General features: G+C 61.2%; 21 protein-coding genes and 3 tRNA genes. 6 read left to right on the top strand and 18 right to left on the bottom strand.

What is annotated here, in order from left to right; all coding sequences use genetic code 11:
• Nucleotide 1: 1 nt before the first annotated feature.
• The 13 genes from panC to tilS all read right to left on the bottom strand — a co-directional run bounded on the left by panC (nt 2) and on the right by tilS (nt 11797).
• On the bottom strand, nt 2-865 hold the full coding sequence (panC, locus tag FB472_RS09250) for a pantoate--beta-alanine ligase (protein WP_141990657.1): 864 nt from the start codon (nt 863-865) through the stop codon (nt 2-4).
• Nucleotides 862-1626, bottom strand: coding sequence for a DUF2520 domain-containing protein (locus tag FB472_RS09245; RefSeq protein WP_141990656.1), 765 nt, complete (start codon nt 1624-1626; stop codon nt 862-864). The genes panC and FB472_RS09245 overlap by 4 nt, the downstream gene beginning before the upstream one ends.
• Nucleotides 1626-3254, bottom strand: coding sequence for a PH domain-containing protein (locus tag FB472_RS09240; protein ID WP_141990655.1), 1629 nt, complete (start codon nt 3252-3254; stop codon nt 1626-1628). The genes FB472_RS09245 and FB472_RS09240 overlap by 1 nt, the downstream gene beginning before the upstream one ends.
• On the bottom strand, nt 3251-3736 hold the full coding sequence (locus FB472_RS09235) for a PH domain-containing protein (protein ID WP_141990654.1): 486 nt from the start codon (nt 3734-3736) through the stop codon (nt 3251-3253). The genes FB472_RS09240 and FB472_RS09235 overlap by 4 nt, the downstream gene beginning before the upstream one ends.
• On the bottom strand, nt 3733-4218 hold the full coding sequence (locus FB472_RS09230) for a DUF3180 domain-containing protein (RefSeq protein WP_246078168.1): 486 nt from the start codon (nt 4216-4218) through the stop codon (nt 3733-3735). The genes FB472_RS09235 and FB472_RS09230 overlap by 4 nt, the downstream gene beginning before the upstream one ends.
• A complete protein-coding gene (gene folK / locus FB472_RS09225; protein ID WP_141990652.1) occupies nt 4215-4745 on the bottom strand; it encodes a 2-amino-4-hydroxy-6-hydroxymethyldihydropteridine diphosphokinase in 531 nt (176 codons plus the stop codon). The genes FB472_RS09230 and folK overlap by 4 nt, the downstream gene beginning before the upstream one ends.
• Nucleotides 4742-5161 (bottom strand): dihydroneopterin aldolase, encoded by a 420-nt coding sequence (folB, locus tag FB472_RS09220; protein ID WP_021810606.1) that lies wholly within the window; start codon nt 5159-5161, stop codon nt 4742-4744. Before folB ends, folK begins: the two co-directional genes overlap by 4 nt.
• Complete coding sequence (folP, locus tag FB472_RS09215; protein WP_246078166.1) at nt 5158-6003, bottom strand: dihydropteroate synthase; 846 nt, start codon at nt 6001-6003, stop codon at nt 5158-5160. The genes folB and folP overlap by 4 nt, the downstream gene beginning before the upstream one ends.
• Nucleotides 5996-6583 (bottom strand): GTP cyclohydrolase I FolE, encoded by a 588-nt coding sequence (gene folE / locus FB472_RS09210; protein WP_141990651.1) that lies wholly within the window; start codon nt 6581-6583, stop codon nt 5996-5998. The genes folP and folE overlap by 8 nt, the downstream gene beginning before the upstream one ends.
• A 6-nt stretch (nt 6584-6589) precedes the next feature.
• Nucleotides 6590-8590: an ATP-dependent zinc metalloprotease FtsH gene (gene ftsH / locus FB472_RS09205; protein WP_141990650.1), complete on the bottom strand. Its 2001-nt coding sequence runs from the start codon at nt 8588-8590 to the stop codon at nt 6590-6592.
• 128 nt (nt 8591-8718) lie between these two features.
• Nucleotides 8719-10158, bottom strand: coding sequence for a serine hydrolase domain-containing protein (locus FB472_RS09200; RefSeq protein WP_141990649.1), 1440 nt, complete (start codon nt 10156-10158; stop codon nt 8719-8721).
• 12 nt (nt 10159-10170) lie between these two features.
• The gene (gene hpt / locus FB472_RS09195; RefSeq protein ID WP_021810601.1) at nt 10171-10722 is read right to left on the bottom strand and encodes a hypoxanthine phosphoribosyltransferase; all 552 of its coding nucleotides are present in this window, start codon (nt 10720-10722) and stop codon (nt 10171-10173) included.
• On the bottom strand, nt 10712-11797 hold the full coding sequence (gene tilS / locus FB472_RS09190; protein WP_141990648.1) for a tRNA lysidine(34) synthetase TilS: 1086 nt from the start codon (nt 11795-11797) through the stop codon (nt 10712-10714). The genes hpt and tilS overlap by 11 nt, the downstream gene beginning before the upstream one ends.
• 47 nt (nt 11798-11844) lie before the next feature.
• Here tilS and FB472_RS09185 point away from each other — a divergent pair, with 47 nt between their 5' ends.
• Nucleotides 11845-12336: an inorganic diphosphatase gene (locus tag FB472_RS09185; RefSeq protein ID WP_021810599.1), complete on the top strand. Its 492-nt coding sequence runs from the start codon at nt 11845-11847 to the stop codon at nt 12334-12336.
• On the opposite strand, the gene FB472_RS09180 is transcribed toward FB472_RS09185, so the two are convergent.
• Together FB472_RS09180 and FB472_RS09175 are read right to left on the bottom strand one after the other, a co-directional pair.
• Nucleotides 12333-13151, bottom strand: a complete 819-nt coding sequence (locus tag FB472_RS09180) for an SDR family NAD(P)-dependent oxidoreductase (protein WP_141990647.1) — start codon at nt 13149-13151, stop codon at nt 12333-12335. The genes FB472_RS09185 and FB472_RS09180 overlap by 4 nt on opposite strands.
• An 83-nt stretch (nt 13152-13234) precedes the next feature.
• Nucleotides 13235-14533 (bottom strand): peptidoglycan DD-metalloendopeptidase family protein, encoded by a 1299-nt coding sequence (locus FB472_RS09175; protein ID WP_141990646.1) that lies wholly within the window; start codon nt 14531-14533, stop codon nt 13235-13237.
• Nucleotides 14534-14791: 258 nt separating this feature from the next.
• On the opposite strand from FB472_RS09175, the gene FB472_RS09170 reads away from it, so the two are divergent.
• The 3 genes from FB472_RS09170 (at nt 14792) to FB472_RS09160 (ending at nt 15117) form a co-directional block, all read left to right on the top strand.
• Nucleotides 14792-14867, top strand: a tRNA-Glu gene (locus FB472_RS09170).
• Between the two features lie 25 nt (nt 14868-14892).
• Nucleotides 14893-14966 (top strand) — tRNA-Asp (locus tag FB472_RS09165).
• 78 nt (nt 14967-15044) lie between these two features.
• Nucleotides 15045-15117 (top strand) — tRNA-Phe (locus FB472_RS09160).
• Nucleotides 15118-15453: 336 nt separating this feature from the next.
• On the opposite strand, the gene FB472_RS09155 is transcribed toward FB472_RS09160, so the two are convergent.
• The gene (locus tag FB472_RS09155; RefSeq protein ID WP_141990645.1) at nt 15454-16071 is read right to left on the bottom strand and encodes a TetR/AcrR family transcriptional regulator; all 618 of its coding nucleotides are present in this window, start codon (nt 16069-16071) and stop codon (nt 15454-15456) included.
• A gap of 93 nt (nt 16072-16164) precedes the next feature.
• Between FB472_RS09155 and FB472_RS09150 the strand changes: the two genes are divergently transcribed.
• Together FB472_RS09150 and FB472_RS09145 are read left to right on the top strand one after the other, a co-directional pair.
• Entirely contained in the window at nt 16165-17193 is a 1029-nt protein-coding gene (locus FB472_RS09150) for an agmatine deiminase family protein (protein ID WP_141990644.1), read from the top strand.
• A gap of 2 nt (nt 17194-17195) precedes the next feature.
• Nucleotides 17196-18935: an amidase gene (locus tag FB472_RS09145; RefSeq protein ID WP_141991531.1), complete on the top strand. Its 1740-nt coding sequence runs from the start codon at nt 17196-17198 to the stop codon at nt 18933-18935.
• 13 nt (nt 18936-18948) lie between these two features.
• Here the strand turns inward: FB472_RS09145 and FB472_RS14215 are convergent, their stop codons facing one another.
• Both FB472_RS14215 and FB472_RS14210 read right to left on the bottom strand, forming a co-directional pair.
• A complete protein-coding gene (locus tag FB472_RS14215) occupies nt 18949-19089 on the bottom strand; it encodes a hypothetical protein (RefSeq protein ID WP_215730423.1) in 141 nt (46 codons plus the stop codon).
• Nucleotides 19090-19178: 89 nt separating this feature from the next.
• On the bottom strand, nt 19179-19457 hold the full coding sequence (locus FB472_RS14210; RefSeq protein ID WP_215730422.1) for an isocitrate/isopropylmalate family dehydrogenase: 279 nt from the start codon (nt 19455-19457) through the stop codon (nt 19179-19181).
• Nucleotide 19458: the final 1 nt, after the last annotated feature.

The following is a 19458-nucleotide window of genomic DNA, read 5'->3' as shown; positions in this document are numbered from 1 at the left end:
ACTAGCCGACGTAGAGTGACACGTTGTCGATCAGGCGAGTGGCTCCGACCCGTGCGGCAACGATCGCCGTCGCCGGACCGCGAAACCCATCGGGCACCGGCGTGAAGGTGTCGGTGTCCACCACAGCGAAGTAGTCGAGTTCGGCCCGCGACTCCCCCATGAGGGCACCCTGCGCGGCCGCAATCACCGAATCCAGCCCGCTGTCGGCGGCCGAGGTTGCAGCGTTGAGCGCAGCCGACAGGATAGTGGCGGCATCGCGCTGGCTGGCATTCAAGAACTGGTTGCGGCTCGACAGGGCAAGCCCGTCTTCTTCGCGAACGGTCTCGATGATCTCTAGGCGCACCGGGATGTTGAGGTCGGTGATCATGCGACGAACGAGGAACAGTTGTTGGGCATCCTTCTGGCCGAAGGTCACTACGTGGGGCGAGGTGATCGCGAGCAACTTGGCGACAACGGTGAGCACACCATCAAAGTGGCCGCGGCGAGACTTGCCCTCGAACGTGGTGCCGAGCTGGCCGGCGGCGATTGTGGTGGAGGTGGGCCCCTTCGGATACATCTCCTCAACACTGGGGGCGAAGACGTAGGGAACTCCGAGCTCGCCAAGCAGGTCGAGATCGTCATCCATCGTGCGTGGATAATTGTCGAGGTCTTCATTCGCACCGAACTGGGTGGGGTTCACAAAAATCGACACAATGCACACATCGGCAAGCTCAGCCGCTCGCTCAACATGCGCCACATGTCCGGCATGCAACGCACCCAGAGTGGGAATCAACGCAATGGTGCGACCGGCGGCACGCTCATGCGCCGCGACATCACGCATACCCGCGACCGTCTCAATAATCTGCGGGCGGGGGTGTGAACTCACGAGGGGTCCTCCTGGGAGTGGGGGCTCGAATCGGTGTCGAAAGACGATAAATCAGTCACGGAAAGATCGATCGTAGTCGCAGTTGCCCCGGCAAGCGCACTCTCAACCGACGATCGCAGCAGCGGGCCGAGCACCCGCGCCGGATTGTCTGCACCAACCGTGGCGAGCAAATCAAGCGACTGCGCCACAATCGCAGCAGAAAAACTGGTTGCCGTACTCACCGCTTCGGCCCACGCCGCGCGGCCACTCTCCGCAATCACAATCGGCTCAGCGCCCATCTCAACGACAAGAGCCTGCGCGATCGGCAGCACCGGCGTTGGCGCGCTCACAGCGCAATACGCTTCATGCAGGCGAGTGAGATCAAGGCTTGTTCCGGTGAACACCATCGCGGGATGCAGGGCGAGAGGAATCGCGCCTGCAGCTAAAGCCGGCGCAAGCGCACCATAGCCAAGACCAGGTGCCGTATGCAGCACCAGTTGGCCCGGCTGCCACACTCCAGCAGCCGCCAGCCCACGAGCAAACGACTCAATCTCTGACTCCGGAATCGCCAGAATCACCAGCTCACTGCGCTCAACCAGAGTCGGGATGTCAAGCACGGGAACGTCGGGCAAGATCGCGCTCGCCCGCTCCAAATTACGCTCGGAGGTCGCGGCGATCCCCACAATCGCGTGACCAGCACCCGCAAGCGCTGCCCCAAGAATGGGACCAACTTTGCCCGCACCAATAATGCCGATACCAAGACGGCCTGCCGCCGGTGCCACTAAAGTTTTTCCTCGGTCGGACGCTCGATCGCGCTCTCGGCGCTACTCTGGGCGCTCCCGCTGCGCCACCGGTGGCTGGTATCAACGCTGGCAGAACGCACCGCCGCCCGAGAAGCCTCGTTGAAGAAGGTGATGACATCGCTGCGATCCATGGCCCCGACGGCGGCAGTGATGGGCCCGGCAACGGTGTGCACACGCAATTCCGCAAGACCCATCCGTCGCAGCAGCGGGCCCTCGTGCATGCTGACACTCTGCATGCGAGCCTGCGGAACCAGCACCAGAGAACGCCAGATTGATCCCTTGCGCAGCGCAACGGCATCCGAAATCATGACGAAACCGTTGCGGCGCCACGAAAACCAGCGGAGAATCGCGGCCCGCTTGGGAGAGGTCACATAGGCATCATCGTGGGCGCCGGCGGCAAGACCCGCTTCAAGCAGCTCGCGGGATTCGTCGGCGGCGAGGCTCGGCAAAATCAGGTGAAGCACCCGGTGCACATCGATCAGGTCGCCCACCGGCAGCAGGGTGGTCTTCGCTGTCGCAGCGCTGGCACTTGATGCTTGCGAGGCGGTGTTGATTTTGATTTCCCACCACCCGGCCCGGCGCCACAGCAACGGCTGAGAAACCTCAACGGCGTGGATGCGCCCCGGAGGCAACGTCTCATTGGTCGTTGAGAGCAGCCCGTAGCCAACCCGAATGCCGTCACTCGTCGACGCAATTGAGTAGCGCAGTGACTTGGTCAGGCGCGAGGCCAAATAACCACCAAGACCAAGGGCACCCGGCAAGAGAGCGAGCAACCACCCGAATTCGCCGGTCACCACAATCGTTACGATGATGCCGATTGCCGCCAGAATCGCAACAATTGTCGCTTCACTCAACACGAGCGAACCAATCAGGCGGGGAATCCGGATGCGAACAATCGACTCCGGCGGTGCGGTATCAGGGTCCAGTTCTGGTGCCAAAAATTCGTTAACTCGCTGCTCAATAAGCCCACCGTCGTGCTGCTCGGATGTCGTGGCTGCGGCGTCAGCACGTGTACCCGATGCGAGTTGCAAGATTGCGCGCCGCAGGTCATCCGCTCCCCGAGACCCCAGATACGAAAGCTCCACATTGGCGTCTTGCCCGGCAACATTCACTTCGAGTTTGGCGGCACCAAAAAGTCGAGCGAACAGCGGTCGTGAAATGTTGATGCCCTGGATGCGGTCAAGTCGACCCCGGCGATTCGTGCGGAACAGGATGCCGCTGCGAACCTCAACAAGTTCATCGGTGATGCGGAAAGTGTGCATCCGCCACGAAAAATAGAACCCGAGAACGCTCAGAATGAGAACCGCAAGCACAATGAGAATTACCGGGATCAGAAACCCGGAATTCATGAGGCGCGCAATGGCTCCGTACTCGTTAGGGCCGCCCCAGAGCAGCTCAATGGCGAAGTCACGGGCATTCACAATGATGATGCCGATGATCGCAATCAGAGCAATGCCACCGCGCAACAGCGGCGTTGCGGGGTGCAGCCGATGCCATTCACCGTCGGCAAGCCGGTGCGCATCAGCCGGGATTCCGGCGACGTTCTCCGCTGCCGCTATCTGCTCGGGCTGCGTCGGCTCAATGCCCAGCTCGTCACGCTCGCTCACAGCCCGGCCCTGCGACTCTCTGCCAGGGCGACGAGCGTGTCTCTCAACTCCTCAGCATCCTGCTCAGGTAGTCCAGGAATGACCACACCGGTGGATGCCGCGGCAGTCACAAATTTGAGTTCGCTCAGCCCCACCGCACGATCGAGGGGGCCGCGGTTGATGTCAACGAGTTGCATGCGGCCGTACGGCACAGCAACCACGCGCCGGAACATGAGTCCGCGCCGAAACACAAGATCGTCGTCGCGCATCATGTAGCCGATGGCACGAACCCGTCGTGGGGTGAGCACAATGTTCAGCAAAAAAATGATTCCGAGAGAAATCGGAATTACTGCCAGCCACTCAATACCGCTCAGAACGGTCGGAATTGAGGCTGCGCCGGTCAGAATCGCACCCCAGATAATGAGCCCAACAACTTCGACGACAGCGTATTTGGATGAAACACTGCGCCACTCGGTGTCAGGTAGGTCCAGTCGCTCAGTCACGCTGCTCCTTGGGGATCCATCGAATTGTGCGACGACGAGTCTTCATCGTCGGGCGGAATCGTGCACAGATGTTCAGCAACGAGTCCCGCGACCAGCAACCCTATCGCGGCGCCCGCAACGACAAAACTTGATGTTATTGATCCGGCGCCGGGCGACACGGTGCGACTCAGCAGATAGATCGCGATCGCCAGTGCTCCCCCGCCGAGGAGGGCACCAGCCAGGCTCGACGCTTTGGCAAGCACAACAACTCGCAGCGCAAAAAACGGATTCACTCGCGCGCTGCGCAACCCCCGCGATGAACGGTAGATCGGCACCGCCAACCCCAGCGTCACTAAGGCAATGAGAAACAGCGACACGGCAAGCGAGAGTGACGGAATCACGATGGGCCGACCGGATGCCGTTAGCAGCACCTCAAGCAGCCAACCGGCGGCACCACCCACGGCCGCCAGCGCCAACAAATGCAGGGGCGAAGTGCGATTCACCACAGCGCCTTCGCCTCAAACTCGGTGGCATCGTTGTCGATGCCCACCAGCAGCTCGGCCGCGCTACCGTAGCCAACAAGGGTGGCCTGCGGATCCAGCTGCAGCAGCGGCACAAGCACAAATGCGCGCTCGGCGGCGCGCGGATGCGGAATCGTCAGCAACTCGTCATCCACCTGAAGGTGCGCGAACGAGACAATGTCAATGTCAAGCGTTCGGTCACCCCACCGCTCGGCACGCAAGCGGCCATGCTCAGCTTCAACGCGATGCAATTGCTCGAGCAGAGCGTGAGGCTCCAGCGCGCTGCGAGCAGACACGACCGCATTCAGGTAAGCCGGTGCCGAGTGATCAATGCCCGCCAATTTTAGGGCCGGGGTTTGAACAATGCTGGAGGTGGCATCCACTGTCACACCATCAATTGCGTTGATGGCGTGGACGGCCTCGCGCAGGGTGGCTTCACGGTCTCCGAGGTTGCTGCCGATAGCAAGAATGACCGGCAACTCGACGCGAAGTCGTTGCTGCCGAATCACGAGAGCTGGTGGGGCTCTGCGCTAAAACCGGCCGGGTGAGCGGAGGCAGGGCGGTGGCGCGTGATGGTGACAGCCACGTCGGCGAAGGGAACAGTGATGGGCGCCGATGGCTTATGGATGGTGATCTTGGTGCTCACCGCGGCATCATAGGCAAGCACAATATTTGCTACCCGTTCGGCGACCGTTTCGATGAGATCGACGGGGTTGCTCTCCACTGCCGCAACAATCTGCTCCGCCAATTCGCCATAGTGAACGGTGCGGTTTAGCTGATCTGAGAGTGCGGCGGGCGACAGATCGAGGTAGACAACCGCATCCACAATAAAGACTTGACCATCGCGGCGCTCGTGATCGAAAACGCCGTGGAAGGCGGTGGCTCGCAGCCCGGTGAGGGTGAGTTCATCCAGTGCAGGATTCATCGTTTCTTGCCCTTCTGCATCGCCGTGTACACGGCGAGTGCTACCTGTGTTGACGGTACATCGTGAACCCGAACGCCCCACGTCTGCGCCTCGGCGGCGACGTTGCTGATCACTGCGGTAGCGAGGTCTCGGTCGGTAGTGGGGGCGTCGTTGGGCAACAGTGTGCCCAGAAAGCGTTTGCGCGAGGCACCAATGAGGATCGGGTAGCCGAGCGCAGACAGTTCATCGAGTCGCGCCAGAAGCGCCCAATTGTGCTCGGCAGTCTTCGCGAAACCGAGACCAGGATCGATCACAATACGGTCAGGGTTGATTCCTGACGCGGTCATCTCGGCAACGCGGTCAGACAGCTCTGAGCGCACATCGCTGACGACATCGTCGTAGTGTGCCAATTGGGCCATCTCGTTGCTGTGCCCGCGCCAGTGCATCGCAATGTAGGTGAGGTCGGTTGCGGCAACTGTTCGATACATTTCGGGGTCTGAAAGGCCACCAGAGACATCATTGATAATGGATGCTCCCGCCTTGGCCGCGGCCAGTGCTGTCACGGCATTCATCGTGTCGATGCTCACCGCGACACCCTCAGCGGTGAGCGCTTCGATCACCGGGATCACTCGCGCCTGCTCTGTGGCCGGGGGCACGCGTTGGGCACCGGGGCGCGTCGATTCTCCGCCGACATCCACCACAGCGGCGCCCTGATCGCGCAGCAGGATGCCGTGCGCGATGGCCCGATCGACGTGTTCGTAGCGACCGCCATCACTAAAAGAATCGGGGGTCACGTTGAGAATGCCCATCACCCGCGGAACGGGCAAGACCCGGTCAGCGGACAGCAGCGGTGTGCTATCCATCGCCGCCACGGCTGCCGATGAGCGCCATTACTTCGGCACGCTCGAGTGGATCGCTCAGAACTCCGCGTGAGGCGAGTGTGACTGTTGAGCTGGCAGTTTGGCGGGGGCCCCGCGTTGAAACACAGCCGTGGACGGCGTCAATGACCACAAGGACGCCGCGCGGAGAGAGACCGTCGTTGATCGCCTCAGTGATCTCTTCGGTGAGCCGCTCTTGCAATTGAGCCCGCGCGGAGATGGTCTCAACCACACGAGCGATATTGCCGAGGCCGATGATGCGCTCATCGGGCACGTACGCAACGTGGGCGACACCAAGGAAGGGCAGCAGGTGATGCTCACACATCGAGCGGAACTCGATGTCGCGCACGAGCACAAGCTCCCCCGTTTGATCGGCTTTTGCGGTGAATTCGATACTGTCTGAGAGGTGATCGAGCGCGTTCAGCTCATTGCCGGCGAAGAATTCGGAATACGCTTCGGCGACGCGACGCGGCGTGGCGGTGAGGCCGGCCCGCGCCGGATCCTCACCAACAGCACTGAGCATTTCTGCTACCGCAGCTTCGATTCGTGCTACGTCGATTGACATGGGGTTCTACGCTGTCGCGACGCCGGGCGACTTGCGTGGCCGCGGTTTGCGTGCGGGCTTCGCCGGGGTCCCGTCGTTACCATCGGTGGCCTCCGCTGCAACGACCGCCTTCTTCGGCACCTTGATGGGAGGCAACTGCGAGACGGGGCGAGCGTCACTGGAGAGCCATTGCGGGCGCTCGGGAAGCTTCGCTATGCCCGTGAAGATCTTCTCAAGTTGAACATGGTCGAGAGTTTCTTTTTCGAGCAGTTCACGAGCGAGCTTGTCGAGTACTTTGCGGTTCTCGTTGAGCATCTGCCAGGCCTCATCATGAGCCTGATCGATCAGTACACGAATTTCTTCGTCGATGATCTTGGCCAGCTCGTCGGAGTATTCGCGGGTTGCGCCCATGTCGCGGCCCATGAACGGTTCGCCCGATCCGGTGCCCAGTTTCACGGAACCGATCCTGGCGCTCATGCCATATTCGGTGACCATGCGGCGAGCAATCGAGGTCGCCTTTTCGATGTCGTTGGATGCCCCGGTGGTGGGATCGTGGAACACGATTTCTTCGGCAACACGGCCACCCATCGCGTAGGCGAGTTGATCGAGCAACTCGTTGCGCGTAACCGAGTACTTGTCTTCGAGCGGCATCACCATCGTGTAGCCGAGCGCACGCCCACGGGGAAGAATCGTGATCTTCGTGACGGGGTCAGTGTTGCGCATTGACGCTGCAGCGACTGCGTGACCGCCCTCGTGGTAGGCGGTGATGAGCTTCTCTTTGTCGTTCATGAGACGCGAACGACGCTGAGGTCCGGCCATCACACGGTCGACGGCCTCGTCGAGGGCACGGTTGTCGATGAGCTGCGCGTTAGAGCGGGCTGTTAGCAGTGCCGCTTCGTTTAGCACATTGGCGAGGTCGGCACCGGTGAACCCCGGGGTCTTACGTGCAAGAACTTCGAGGTCGACGCCGTCAGCCATCGGCTTACCCTTGCCGTGTACTTCAAGGATCTGCTTGCGACCCTTCAGGTCGGGAGAATCCACACCAATCTGGCGGTCAAAGCGACCGGGGCGAAGAAGCGCGGGGTCGAGAACGTCGGGGCGGTTGGTGGCCGCAATGAGAATCACGTTGGCCGTTGCATCAAAGCCGTCCATCTCGACCAGTAGCTGGTTGAGAGTCTGCTCACGTTCATCGTTGCCGCCACCAATGCCGGCACCACGGTGGCGACCGACGGCGTCAATCTCATCGATGAAGATAATGGCGGGGGAATTCTTTTTGGCCTGATCGAAGAGGTCACGAACGCGGCTTGCACCAACACCCACAAACATTTCGACGAAGTCGGAACCCGAAATCGTGTAGAACGGCACTCCAGCTTCACCGGCCGTTGCCTTAGCAAGCAGAGTCTTACCGGTACCGGGAGGGCCATACAGCAGTACGCCCTTCGGGATTCGAGCACCAACGGCCAAGAACTTCGCCGGCTCTTTCAGGAAGTCTTTGATCTCTTCAAGCTCTTCAATGGCCTCGTCGGCACCAGCAACATCCGCAAAAGTAGTTTGGGGAGAATCAGTACCCACGAGCTTGGCCTTCGACTTGCCAAACTGCATGACCTTGCCACCGCCACCCTGCATGCGGCTGAAGATGAAGAAGAAGATGATGCCGATGATGAGGAACGGCAGCATGATCGACAGGAATGACACGAAGAAGTTCTCTTGCGGAACCCGATCGTTGAACGCTGAGAGGTCAGCGGCGTTGATCGCAGAAACGACCTCCTCGCCGCGCGGTGCCACGTAGAAGAACTGAACCTTCATGCCGTTATCTCCGGCAGCTTTCGACAGTTCGAGGTCGACACGCTGCTCGCCATCGATGATGGTGGCTGACGTCACAGTCGAACCCTCAAGCAGACCGAGGCCCTCTTGAGTAGAGATCTCTTTGAAGCCCTCGCCCAATAGCAGGGTTGCGGCTATCGCTACTGCGGCAATACCGATGATGATGTACGGAACCGGGCCGCGAAAAATGCGCTTAAAATCCATGATGTTCCGAGTCGTGAGACCCAGTACCTCTCTCTGAAGACATGTGGTGCAAGATTACCGTCACCGTGCTGCAAGAGCACTGCGTGTTTTCCCTCGGCGTAATGAGCGGCGGGATGTCGTGAACGCCGTCAGTGGCTTTCAGTCTCGAGCTTGAAGGTTTGCACTCGCGGCGGCAGTTCGGGGCTCATCAGGATGTGGCACGTGATTCGGCCGCGTTCGCCCTCGATGGTCCAGTTCGTCATGGCGGGAGTGTCACCAAGTTTGCGCTCCACCTCGGTGAGTGGCGCACCGGTGAGTGGCCCCACCTTCGCTACTGCTGTGGCGATCGCGGCAATGCGCTCCCCGTACGGCACATCGAGGGCAAGGTTAACCGCTGCGACGGCGTCAGCAGTGGGAGTGTCCCAGTTGCGCACGAGACCGTCGAAGGTGTCGCGGGCCGCTAGCGTTTCGGGCCACGCCGCCGCCGGAACCGACAGGTCACCGTAGCTGTTGAGCGCCCCTTGAAGTGCCTGCGTTGCCGGAACAGCAACACTGGCGAACGTACCGTTCTCGAACGCCACAATGCCGAGACCACTGGGCGCATGCCAGCGCATGTGGGCGCTGTACCCGGGGTAGCCCCCCGAATGCGAAACAATTTTCGATGTTCCCTCGTCGATGAAGAGCCCGTACCCGTAACCGTGGGCGGTGGGCTCCGCGTACACCGCTTCTTTCAACGGATTCTTCGGGATGACGCGCTGAATCTGCTGCAGCTCGCGGCGGCTCGCCGACGAAAGCGGGCCGTCGCTGGAGTCTTCGGGGTCGAGGGCGCGGGCCAGCCACAACGACCAGCGCACAATGTCCGTTGCCGTCGAAAACAGGCCCCCCATGGCCGAAAACATGCCGGGACCCGTGATCGGCTGCTCAGCCCAAGCACCATTGGCAAGCCGGTAGCCGAGAGCAGTTTCGGTGTCAGGGCTGGGGTCGCGATCGAAGCGGGTGGAAGTCAAGCCGAGCGGTGTGAGGATCTCGGTGCTGACCGCATCCACGTAACTGAGGCCGGTGACTTCTGCAATCACTTCGCCAAGCAATGCGTACCCAAGGTTCGAGTATTCGAAGCCGGTGCCCGGTGTCGCGATGTAGCTGACTCCCACCGCAACGAAGTCGTTGAGTTCGGCCCGTGTCATCTCCTCCATGCGGTCGCCCCACGGGTTATCCGTCACGAACCCCGCCGACATCGTCATCAGCATGCGCACCGTCGGGGTGACCGGAGCGGCCGCCGGCGACAGCGCCCGGAATGCCGGAACAAAATCGGTAATCGGCGCATCAAGGTTCAGTTGGCCACGATCACGCAAAATCAGCAGCATCGTGCACGTGAAACTTTTAGTGCAGGAGGCGATGCGGAACACCGTGTCGCGGTGCGGAACCACACCCTCGCCGAGCACCGTTTCGCCGAAACCCTGTTCGAAAACAATGCCGTCGGGGCCAAACATTGCAAAGAACGAACCCGGGGTGCGCTGAGTTGTGACGCGATTCTCGAAGATCGCCGTGATCTGCTCGCGGGCGCCATCAATTGCCGCTTGTGCTCTCACTGTCAACGCCCGCTATTCGTAAACGTGCGGTGCGAGCACAGCAATGCCACGCAGGTTGCGGTACTTCTCGGCATAGTCGAGTCCGTAGCCCACCACGAAGGCGTTGGGGATGTCGAACCCGACGTAACGCACGTCTACTTCGACTTTGGCGGCATCCGGCTTGCGCAGCAGGGTGCAGATTTCGACGGACTCGGCACCGCGACTGCGCAGGTTGCCGAGCAGCCACGAAAGGGTAAGCCCCGAGTCGATGATGTCTTCGACAATGAGCACCTTGCGGCCCTGGAGGTCGCTGTCGAGGTCTTTGAGAATACGAACGACACCCGAAGATTGGGTGCCAGCGCCATACGAGGAGACGGCCATCCAGTCCATCTCCAGCGGCAGCGTGAGTTCGCGGGCAAGATCGGCCATCACCATGACAGCGCCGCGCAGCACACCAACCAGCAGCAGCTTCTCGCCGGCATAGTCAGCCTCGATCTGACGCGCCATGACAGCGATCTTTTCGTGGATCTCTTCCTGGCTGAGAAGAACCTCGCTCAGGTCTGCCTCGACATCACTAAACTGCATCGCGTTCCTCACTGTGGGCGGAAAAATGGAGAAGATTTTCTCGACGTTCAACCCTAACGCCGGGAATGTGGATCGGTCCCTGCCCCCGCCAGTCGGTAACGAGGCGTGCAATCTCTATCGTGTGGGTTCGGCTTAGCGACACATGGAACTCGCTGGAAACGGCCAACCGGATCAACCGCTGCCGGAGGGCCGCGGGATTTGCGGCGAGCGCACGCACCGGGAGCGAGATTCCGGCCTCCGAAATGTCGGCCAAATCTTCGGCCATTTCTTCGGCAAAATGGTCGAGGGCTTCAGCATCTTCGCGGGCCTGATCTGCGGTTCGAGCCAGGGCCTCGCGGATGCCAGGGCCCAGTTCCCTTTCCAGCAGCGGCAAAATGGTCTGCCGTACTCGCACTCGCGCATACGAGGTATCGAGGTTGTGCGGGTCATTCCACGCCTCGATATCGGAGTCTGTGCAGAACTTTTCCGTCGTGGTGCGGGCAATTGTCAGCAGCGGGCGGAGGTATTCGCCGGTGTCCACCGCCATACCCTTGAGGCTGCCGGCGCCACTTCCGCGGGCAAGCCCCAGCAGCACCGTTTCGGCTTGATCGTCGAGGGTGTGGCCCAGGAGCACCCGGGTTGCGCCATGCTCCGCGGCGGCGGCGGCGAGCGCCGCATAACGCGCGTCACGGGCGGCAGACTCGGGGCCTCCGGCGTCACCAACGTGAACCGAGCGGATGTCGACGGGGTGAAGCCCCAGATCGCGGGCCTGCTGCGCGGCGGCGGCCGCAACATCCGCAGACCCCTCTTGAAGGTTGTGGTTGACGATCACGGCTCCGGCCCGCACGCCAGCCTTACGCGCCTCGAAGGCGGTCGCTGCCGCCAGTGCGAGAGAGTCGGAACCACCGCTGAGGGCGACAAGCACAAGAGGTTTGGGGGCTGTCGCGGTTTCGGGTGGTGTCGCGGTTTCGGGGGCGGCCGGATTTGTTGAGCGTGTCTTCCCGTTCGGGGCGGGCAGGGTCGCCAGCGCCGTGCGGACGGCACGACGCACGTCAGCGATTGCTGGGGTTAGGCGGGGGCGCCGTTCGGAGTGCATCCAGTAACGTTATTGCAGCAACCCCCCAATTTCTTAGGAGCAGCTAGATGGCCGCATACGACGTTGTCGTTGAGATTCCGCGCGGAAGCCGGAACAAGTACGAAGTTGACCACAAGACCGGTCGTGTTTTTCTTGACCGGTACCTGTTCACCACCTTCGCCTACCCCACCGACTATGGCTTCTTTGAGAACACTCTCGGCCTCGATGGTGACCCGGTTGATGCTCTCATTCTGCTCGACGCCCCCACCTTCCCCGGTGTGGGAATTTCGGTGCGCCCCGTTGCTGTGCTCAACATGAGCGACGATGGAGGCATCGACTCGAAGGTCATCTGCGTTCAGGCCAAAGACCCACGCTGGTCGCACATTCAGGATTTGGATGATGTGCCCGAGTTCACCCGCCGCGAGATCGAACACTTCTTTGAGCACTACAAAGACTTGGAGCCCGGCAAGTGGGTCAAGCTCGAGGGTTGGGGTAACGCGGCGGAAGCTGAAGAGATTGTTCTGGCCGGCATTGAAAAACTGAAGGTCGAAGGGCACTAGCGACCGGTGAACTCATCCATTGAGCCATAAACCCTAAAGACACGACCCGCGACGAAGTCCCAGGCGCGTGTCGGCAGGAGCCCTTTGACGGCACGAGCGAAACCCACCGACCAGGGCTTCATGAGCAGCGGTTTGCCCCGGAGCATGGCCGACCAAGCCGCGGTCGTTGCTTTCTCAGGAGTCATGATCGGGGTGAGCAGCGGGCCCCTAGCCCCGGCAAACATGCCCGTGCTGATGTAGCTGGGCGCAAACGTCGTCACCATCACGTTGCGGTGGCCCGCTTTGATCAGTTCGAGACGGAGCGAGTCACCCCAACCGATAAGTGCCCACTTGGATGCCGCGTACACGCTCATGCGCGGATTCGAGATGGTTCCTGCGGCGGAGGCAATGTTCAGGATTCGGGCGGGGCCAGTGCTGGCAATCATCGCAGGCAGAAACTCGCGGGTGAGATACATGGCGGCAAGAGTATTGATCTGCATGGTCGCTTCAATGTCACCGATGGGCTCGTTGTCCCAAAAATATCCGCTACGGATGATGCCCGCGTTATTGATGACTACCTGTGGGTCGCCAACCTCGATGCGAATCCGTTCCGCGACGGCAGCGATTGCTGTGCGCGACGAGAGGTCGACAACATAGCTGGCGACGGAACCTCCCGCTGCCCGCAGCGCCGACGCCGCCACCTCAAGCGATGCAGAATCGACGTCGAGAAGAACAACATGTGCGGCAGCCTCGCTGACGGCACGATGCGCATACATTTCGCCCATTCCTCGGGCCGCACCGGTGATGACAACCGTTAGTCCAGCAACAGAGTCCATGTGATCCCCCATTCCGCCGAAGGCTTTCGGCCTTCAGTCTTGCTCACCGTCAGGCTTTCACCCGTCAGGCTTGCGAGCGGTCGTTAGCCGAGACGAATGCCCTTACTTGCCATGAAGGGAACCGGGTCGGTGGTGCTCCAACCGCCAGGGCGAACCTCAAAGTGAAGATGGCATCCGCTGGAATTTCCGGTGCTACCAACCCGAGCGATTCTGGTGCCCACGGCAACATTCTGGCCGTACGAGACGTTGATACCACCGGCAATGATGTGACCGTACGCGGTGCGCAGGCCATTCGCATGCTCGATGATGATGTAGTTTCCGTAGCCACCGTTCCAGCCATAGCCGGCGTAGACGACCGTTCCGGCGGATGCGGCGAAGATGCTTGAACCACAACCGGCACCCAAATCTGTGCCCTTATGGAAGCTTGAGCCGTATTGTGAGCTGAAACCGTAGACGGAGGTGATGTAGCCGCCTGCCGGGCGAACCCACCCGCTCAAGCTGATCTCCCCGGCATCAAGGTTCGGAACCTGGGCGGCCGCAGCTGCAGCCGCTGCAGCCGCCGCCTGCGCTGCCGCTCGTGCTGCCTCACGCTCACGCACGCCAGCCAAATAGTCTGCCTCGGTGGTTTGGCGTGCGGCGGTCAACGCGACGAGCTGGGCATCAAACTCGATCTTGCGTTCCTGCTGCTCGGCGACGGCTGCTTCGGCTGCCTGTGAAGCCGCTTGGGCCTCAGCGAACGCCTTCTCGGCGGCAATCTTCAGCACTTCAAGTTCTGCACGCGCAACCTCGGCGGCATCACTCAGCGACTGCGCGGTGTTGCGGGCCTGCACTGCACGATCAAAGAGTGCGGATGTTTGCTGCGAAATCTTTGACGACATACCCAAGTTGTAGAGCAGAGAGTCGGCGTCTTGCGAGTTCACGAGCAGATTGGTGGTTACGTCGCCACCGCCGGCACGCACGAGCCGCGCGGCAAGCTCGCCGATGCGTTTCTCGGCTTCGTCTGCTTCGGCACTGGCGGCATCCGCCTGCTGTTGCAAAGTTTCGGTTTGGGCTGACTTGGCCTGATATTTGGTATCGACCTCTTGCCAGATGTTGCCCTTTTCTTCGGCATCTTTTTGGGCGGCTACGGCCTGCGACTCAAGTTGCAAGAGTGCCGCTTGGATGCGGGCAACCACGGTCTTCGTGGCCGCCTCATTGTTGCGGGCTTCGGTGACGTCACTCCAGGTGGGGTAGTCGTCGGCGAATGCGGCCTGGGTGCTGCCGTTGTAGAGGGTGACTCCCACGACGAGGCTGAGGGCGGCAGCGAAGCCCACTACTCGAAAGGTTGCGGAGCGCAGCGCGGGCTTCAGTGCGGTCTTTCGACTCACCTGGGTGGCGTTCATTGTTCCCCTCAACCGTGTTGATCGCAGACTAGTGCCCAATAGTCACACCAATCACAGTGACCACACTAACAACAGCAGACCCAAAAGTCTCAACCTTTTAATGAACGTAGTGTCTGTTTGCTGCCGAGTCGCGTACATTTGGCCATGTTGGAAAACGCGTTTTCGTGGCACACCAAATTTGCTTGCTTCTCGGTTTGGTAATTCGCGAAAGTAACCGTATGCTTTTCCCTCGGTAGCTAAGAAGTTCTGTGACTTCGAGGCCCCATCGTTTAGTGGCCTAGGACACCGCCCTTTCACGGCGGCAGCACGGGTTCGAATCCCGTTGGGGTCACCAGACAAAACACAGAATTTAATAGCTTGGCCCTGTAGCGCAGTTGGTTAGCGCGCCGCCCTGTCACGGCGGAGGTCGCCGGTTCAAGTCCGGTCAGGGTCGCAAACAGAACGCCTCTTCGAAAGGAGGGGCTTTTTGTGTAGTAGGGGGAAACTTCTGCGAGTAAGAGGCAACTCTTACGGCTCTGTAGCTCAGTTGGTAGAGCGCACGACTGAAAATTGTGAGGTCACGGGATCGACGCCCGTCGGAGCCACTTGACCCTTTCCCGGGCTTCTACCGGGCGAGGGTCATTTTTTTGCCCTCTGCCTGTCATTCTTTGACCGATGACCCTTCTCTGCGGTCAACACCGCGGGTGGCACCCCCGCTCGCTCAGTCCCTCACCGTTCGCCTGTTCTGCTGGAAACTCAGGAAATCCGAGCGTAATGCGCGCCGACACGCGCCAGTCAACAGGGATCACACGACCACCCGGCGTGAGTTTCCTGAGTTTCCTGAGTTTCCGAAGGCTGGCGGGGCTATGGGCACTGGGGCAACTTCTGCGAGCAAGAGTCAACTCTTACGGCTCTGTAGCCCGGTTGGTGGAGCGACCGCCTCAGCCGAAGGTCGCACCCGTTCCCAGCATGCCCTCGAGCGCGTTGCGGATGTGCGCTCCCCGGGCGCCCAATTCGTTCCAGCGCACTAGGGCGTGGGCGTTGAGCCCATCGATCATGCCGAGCAGTAGCCACGCGACCGATTCTGCGTCGACATCGCGGAATTCACCGCACGCAGTTCCGCGCTCGATAATGTCTTGGATGATGTCTCGCCAGGCATCCATCTGCTGACGCACAACGGGGGCGAGTGTGGCATTGCGTCGCCCGATCCCCCACGCTTCGACCCAGATGACGGTCACGTCGTCCCGCGACTGATCGAGCAGGGTGTCGACCAGCGCAACTACGCAGGCAGCCGGTGACGACTCGCTCGCAAGAAGCTGCCGCACTTCGGCGATCTCCGTCTCAACAATCCCCTGAAACGTTGAGGCGACGAGCGCATCCATGCTCGGGGCGTAGCGAGCAACAAGACCGGATGCCACACCGACCCGCTTCGCTACAGCGCGAAGTGTCACCGCCGCTAGCCCCGCGTCGAGTGCGAGGGCCCGCGCTGCCGCTTCAATCTGGGCGGTGCGCTCGCGGGGAGATCTGCGCGCTGGGCCTTCGCCCGGTGATCTTGACATGATGGCCCCAGTCTAGGTAGGTTCAGCACATCTTATTGATCAGTCGATCAACAAGCCTTCTCGGCACAACACCGACGATCGAAAGGCCATCAGATGGCGTGGCGTATGCCTTCCGAAACCGCACGCCACGACCGAACCTGGATGGCCTTCCCCCGCCCCGGCTACACCCTCGGTACAGACTCGGCCAGTGCGAACGAGGCCTACGAGGCTTGGGCGGCAGTAGCCAACGCCATCACCGAGTTCGAACCCGTCACGATGGTGGTCGACCCTATCGAGAGGCACACCGCAACGAGACTGCTGTCCGCCGAAGTCGAGCTGGTGGAGGCTCCGCTTGACGACTATTGGATGCGCGACTTCGGCCCCACATTCGTTGTTGACGACGCACGGCCCGGGGTGCTGGGCGGTGTGGATTGGATCTTCACCGCGTGGGGGCAAGAACACTCCTCCTACACAAGCGACAGCAAGATCGGCAAGCTCGTCAGTGAGCACGCGAAAGCCGAACTCATCCCGTCGCTCCTCGTCAACGAGGGCGGAGCAATCCACGTGGATGGTGAGGGCACCGTGCTGGCCACCGAAACCGTGCAACTGGATCCGCGTCGCAACCCCTACGTCGACAAGGAGCGCATCGAAGCGGAATTTCGTCGCACCCTGGGCGCCTCAAAAGTGGTCTGGCTGCCCCGCGGGTTGACCCGCGATTACACCGAACTGGGCACGCGGGGCCACGTGGATATGGTGGCCACGATCCCGAGCCCCGGAACACTCCTTCTTCACGAGCAACAGAACCCCGACCATCCCGACCACCAGGTAATGCGCGAGCTTCGGGCGCTGCTTTCTGACACGACGGATGCGGCGAACCGACCGTGGAACATCATTGACGTGCCGGCCCCAACAACGGTGCGAGACCGCGAGGGGTTTGTCGATTGGAACTATGTGAACCATCTCGTGGTCAATGATGGGGTGATCGCCTGCGGTTACGGCGAACCTGCCGCCGACGCCGCTGCTCGCGAGATTCTTGCCGCCGCCTATCCCGGCCGCCGCGTTGTGACGGTGGATGCTCGACCCATTCTTGAGCGTGGTGGCGGGATCCACTGCATCACGCAACAGCAACCGGCGGTGGACTGATGATGCCGCACGAGCAGCCGTTCGACGTCGTCGAGGCTTCGATCGCAGAACTGCGAGCAGCGTTGCAGAGCGGTCGTGTCTCCAGCGAAGGGCTCGTCCGTTCCTATCTGGCCCGGATTGAGGCCTACGATCGCCCCGAAACCGACACCGCGCTGTGCTCCGTGGTGGTGATGAATCCGCAGGCGATTGCCGACGCCCGCGCGTCCGATGCGCGTAGAGCAGCGGGTGGTGTGCTGAGCGCTCTTGAGGGCATTCCGTACACCGCTAAGAACAGTTTTCTCGCGCGTGGGCTCACCGCGGCCGCCGGTTCCCCCGCCTTTGCACGGTTGATTGCCCAGCGCGACGCGTACGCGATCGAGCGACTCCGATCGGCCGGGGCAGTACTCATCGGTCTCACCAATATGCCGCCGATGGCTAACGGGGGGATGCAGCGCGGGCTGTATGGTCGCGCCGAGAGCCCCTACAACGAGCAGTATCTGACCGCGGCATTTGCTTCCGGGTCGTCGAACGGGTCCGGCACCGCAACCGCAGCGTCGTTTGCGGCCTTCGGCCTGGGGGAAGAAACGTGGTCGTCGGGGCGTGCCCCCGCCTCGAACAACGGGCTCTGTGCTTACACCCCCTCACGCGGGATGATTTCCGTTCGAGGCAATTGGCCGCTCGTTCCCACCATGGATGTTGTTGTTCCGCACACCCGCACCATGACCGATTTGCTCGAGGTGCTCGACATTCTCGTCGGCGACGATAACGATGTCCGAGGGGATTTCTGGCGCGCCCAGCCCTGGGTCTCAATTCCGCGGGCATCCGAGATCCGACCGCACTCCTACCCAGCCTTGGCAGGCGATCCGCACACTCTCACGCACATCCTCACCGGCAAACGGTTTGGCGTGCCCCGCATGTATATCAATGCTGATCCTCTCGCTGGCACGAGTGCCCCGGGAAGCGTTCCCGGAGTTGGTGGCCCAACGGGGCAGCGGATCGAGACACGGCCGACGGTGATCGCCCTGTGGGAGGAGGCGCGGGAGGCTCTGACTGCTGCGGGAGCCGAGGTTATCGATGTCGACTTTCCGGTCGTATCGAACTACGAGGGAGACCGCGTGGGAGCACCCACGATCGCTACCCGAGGGTTTGTGTCGAACGAATTTTTGCATCGAGAAATCACCGATCTCTCCTCCTGGGGCTGGGAAGACTTTCTCCAGAGCAACAACGACCCTGCCCTGAACACCCTGACTCTCGTCGACGGTGCCACTATCTTTCCCCGCCCCGGGGGTGCCCTGAGCGACCGCTACAACGGTTTTGATGATGACATCACGCAGTATCCCGACTTTGTTCGAGCGCACAACTTCACGTCATTTCTCGAAATACCCGACCTCGCCCAGGGGCTTCACGGGCTAGAGCGAACTCGCCAGGTCGACCTGGAAGAATGGATGGCCTCGCTCGGGCTCGATGCCGTCGTTTTTCCCGCCCTCGCCGATGTTGGCCGAGCTGATATGGATGTCGAACCCGACTCCGCCGATCTCGGCTGGCGCAACGGAGTCTGGGTCGCGAACGGCAATCTCGCCCTCCGTCACCTGGGGATTCCTACCGTCACCGTGCCGATGGGAACAATGCCCGATACGGGCATGCCGGTGGGCCTGACCTTTGCGGGGCGCGCCTACGATGACACCACGCTGCTGGAGATCGGGTGTGCGTTCGAGGCGACCGCCATCAGGCGCACGCAGCCACCCCGCACGCCTGCCCTCTGACCTGCGTGGGGCCCTACTGCCCCTGCCCCAGCGAGTAGCCCAGCTCATCATCGAATCGGTACAGTCCTTCAGTTTTGACGAAGTCGAGCCCAGCCTGGTCGAGTCGGTCAAGCAGTTGGATGACGTGGCTGCGAGCGTGGATGGCTTCGAACATGGCGCAGTGTTCGCCGATGTTGCAGCCGGCAAGACCAACCGACCCGGCGATTTGTGCCGCGGCATCGGAGGTGGATATCGCCGTAGAGGTTAGGCGTGAGGAACAATCCGTTCACAACCAGGACAACTGATCAGCTTCAAACACTGGGTCACTTCGTCCGTTTGGCGATGCTCAATGCCCCTGTAGAGGTCCTCTTCATTTTCACGGACGACCACAACATCGATGCCTGCGTGACGGGTTGGCACGAACGGGGCATACGCCACGCACGGCCACACATTGGCAAACAGCCCCAAAGACTTGCGGATGGCGATTTCCTCGATAGCTAGCAGGGCTCCCGCTGCATCCAAAATCCGGGGGGTGGCATCCATA

This window comes from Rhodoglobus vestalii (assembly GCF_006788895.1).
Taxonomy (GTDB): domain Bacteria; phylum Actinomycetota; class Actinomycetes; order Actinomycetales; family Microbacteriaceae; genus Rhodoglobus; species Rhodoglobus vestalii.
This window is presented reverse-complemented; position numbering and strand designations above follow the sequence as displayed.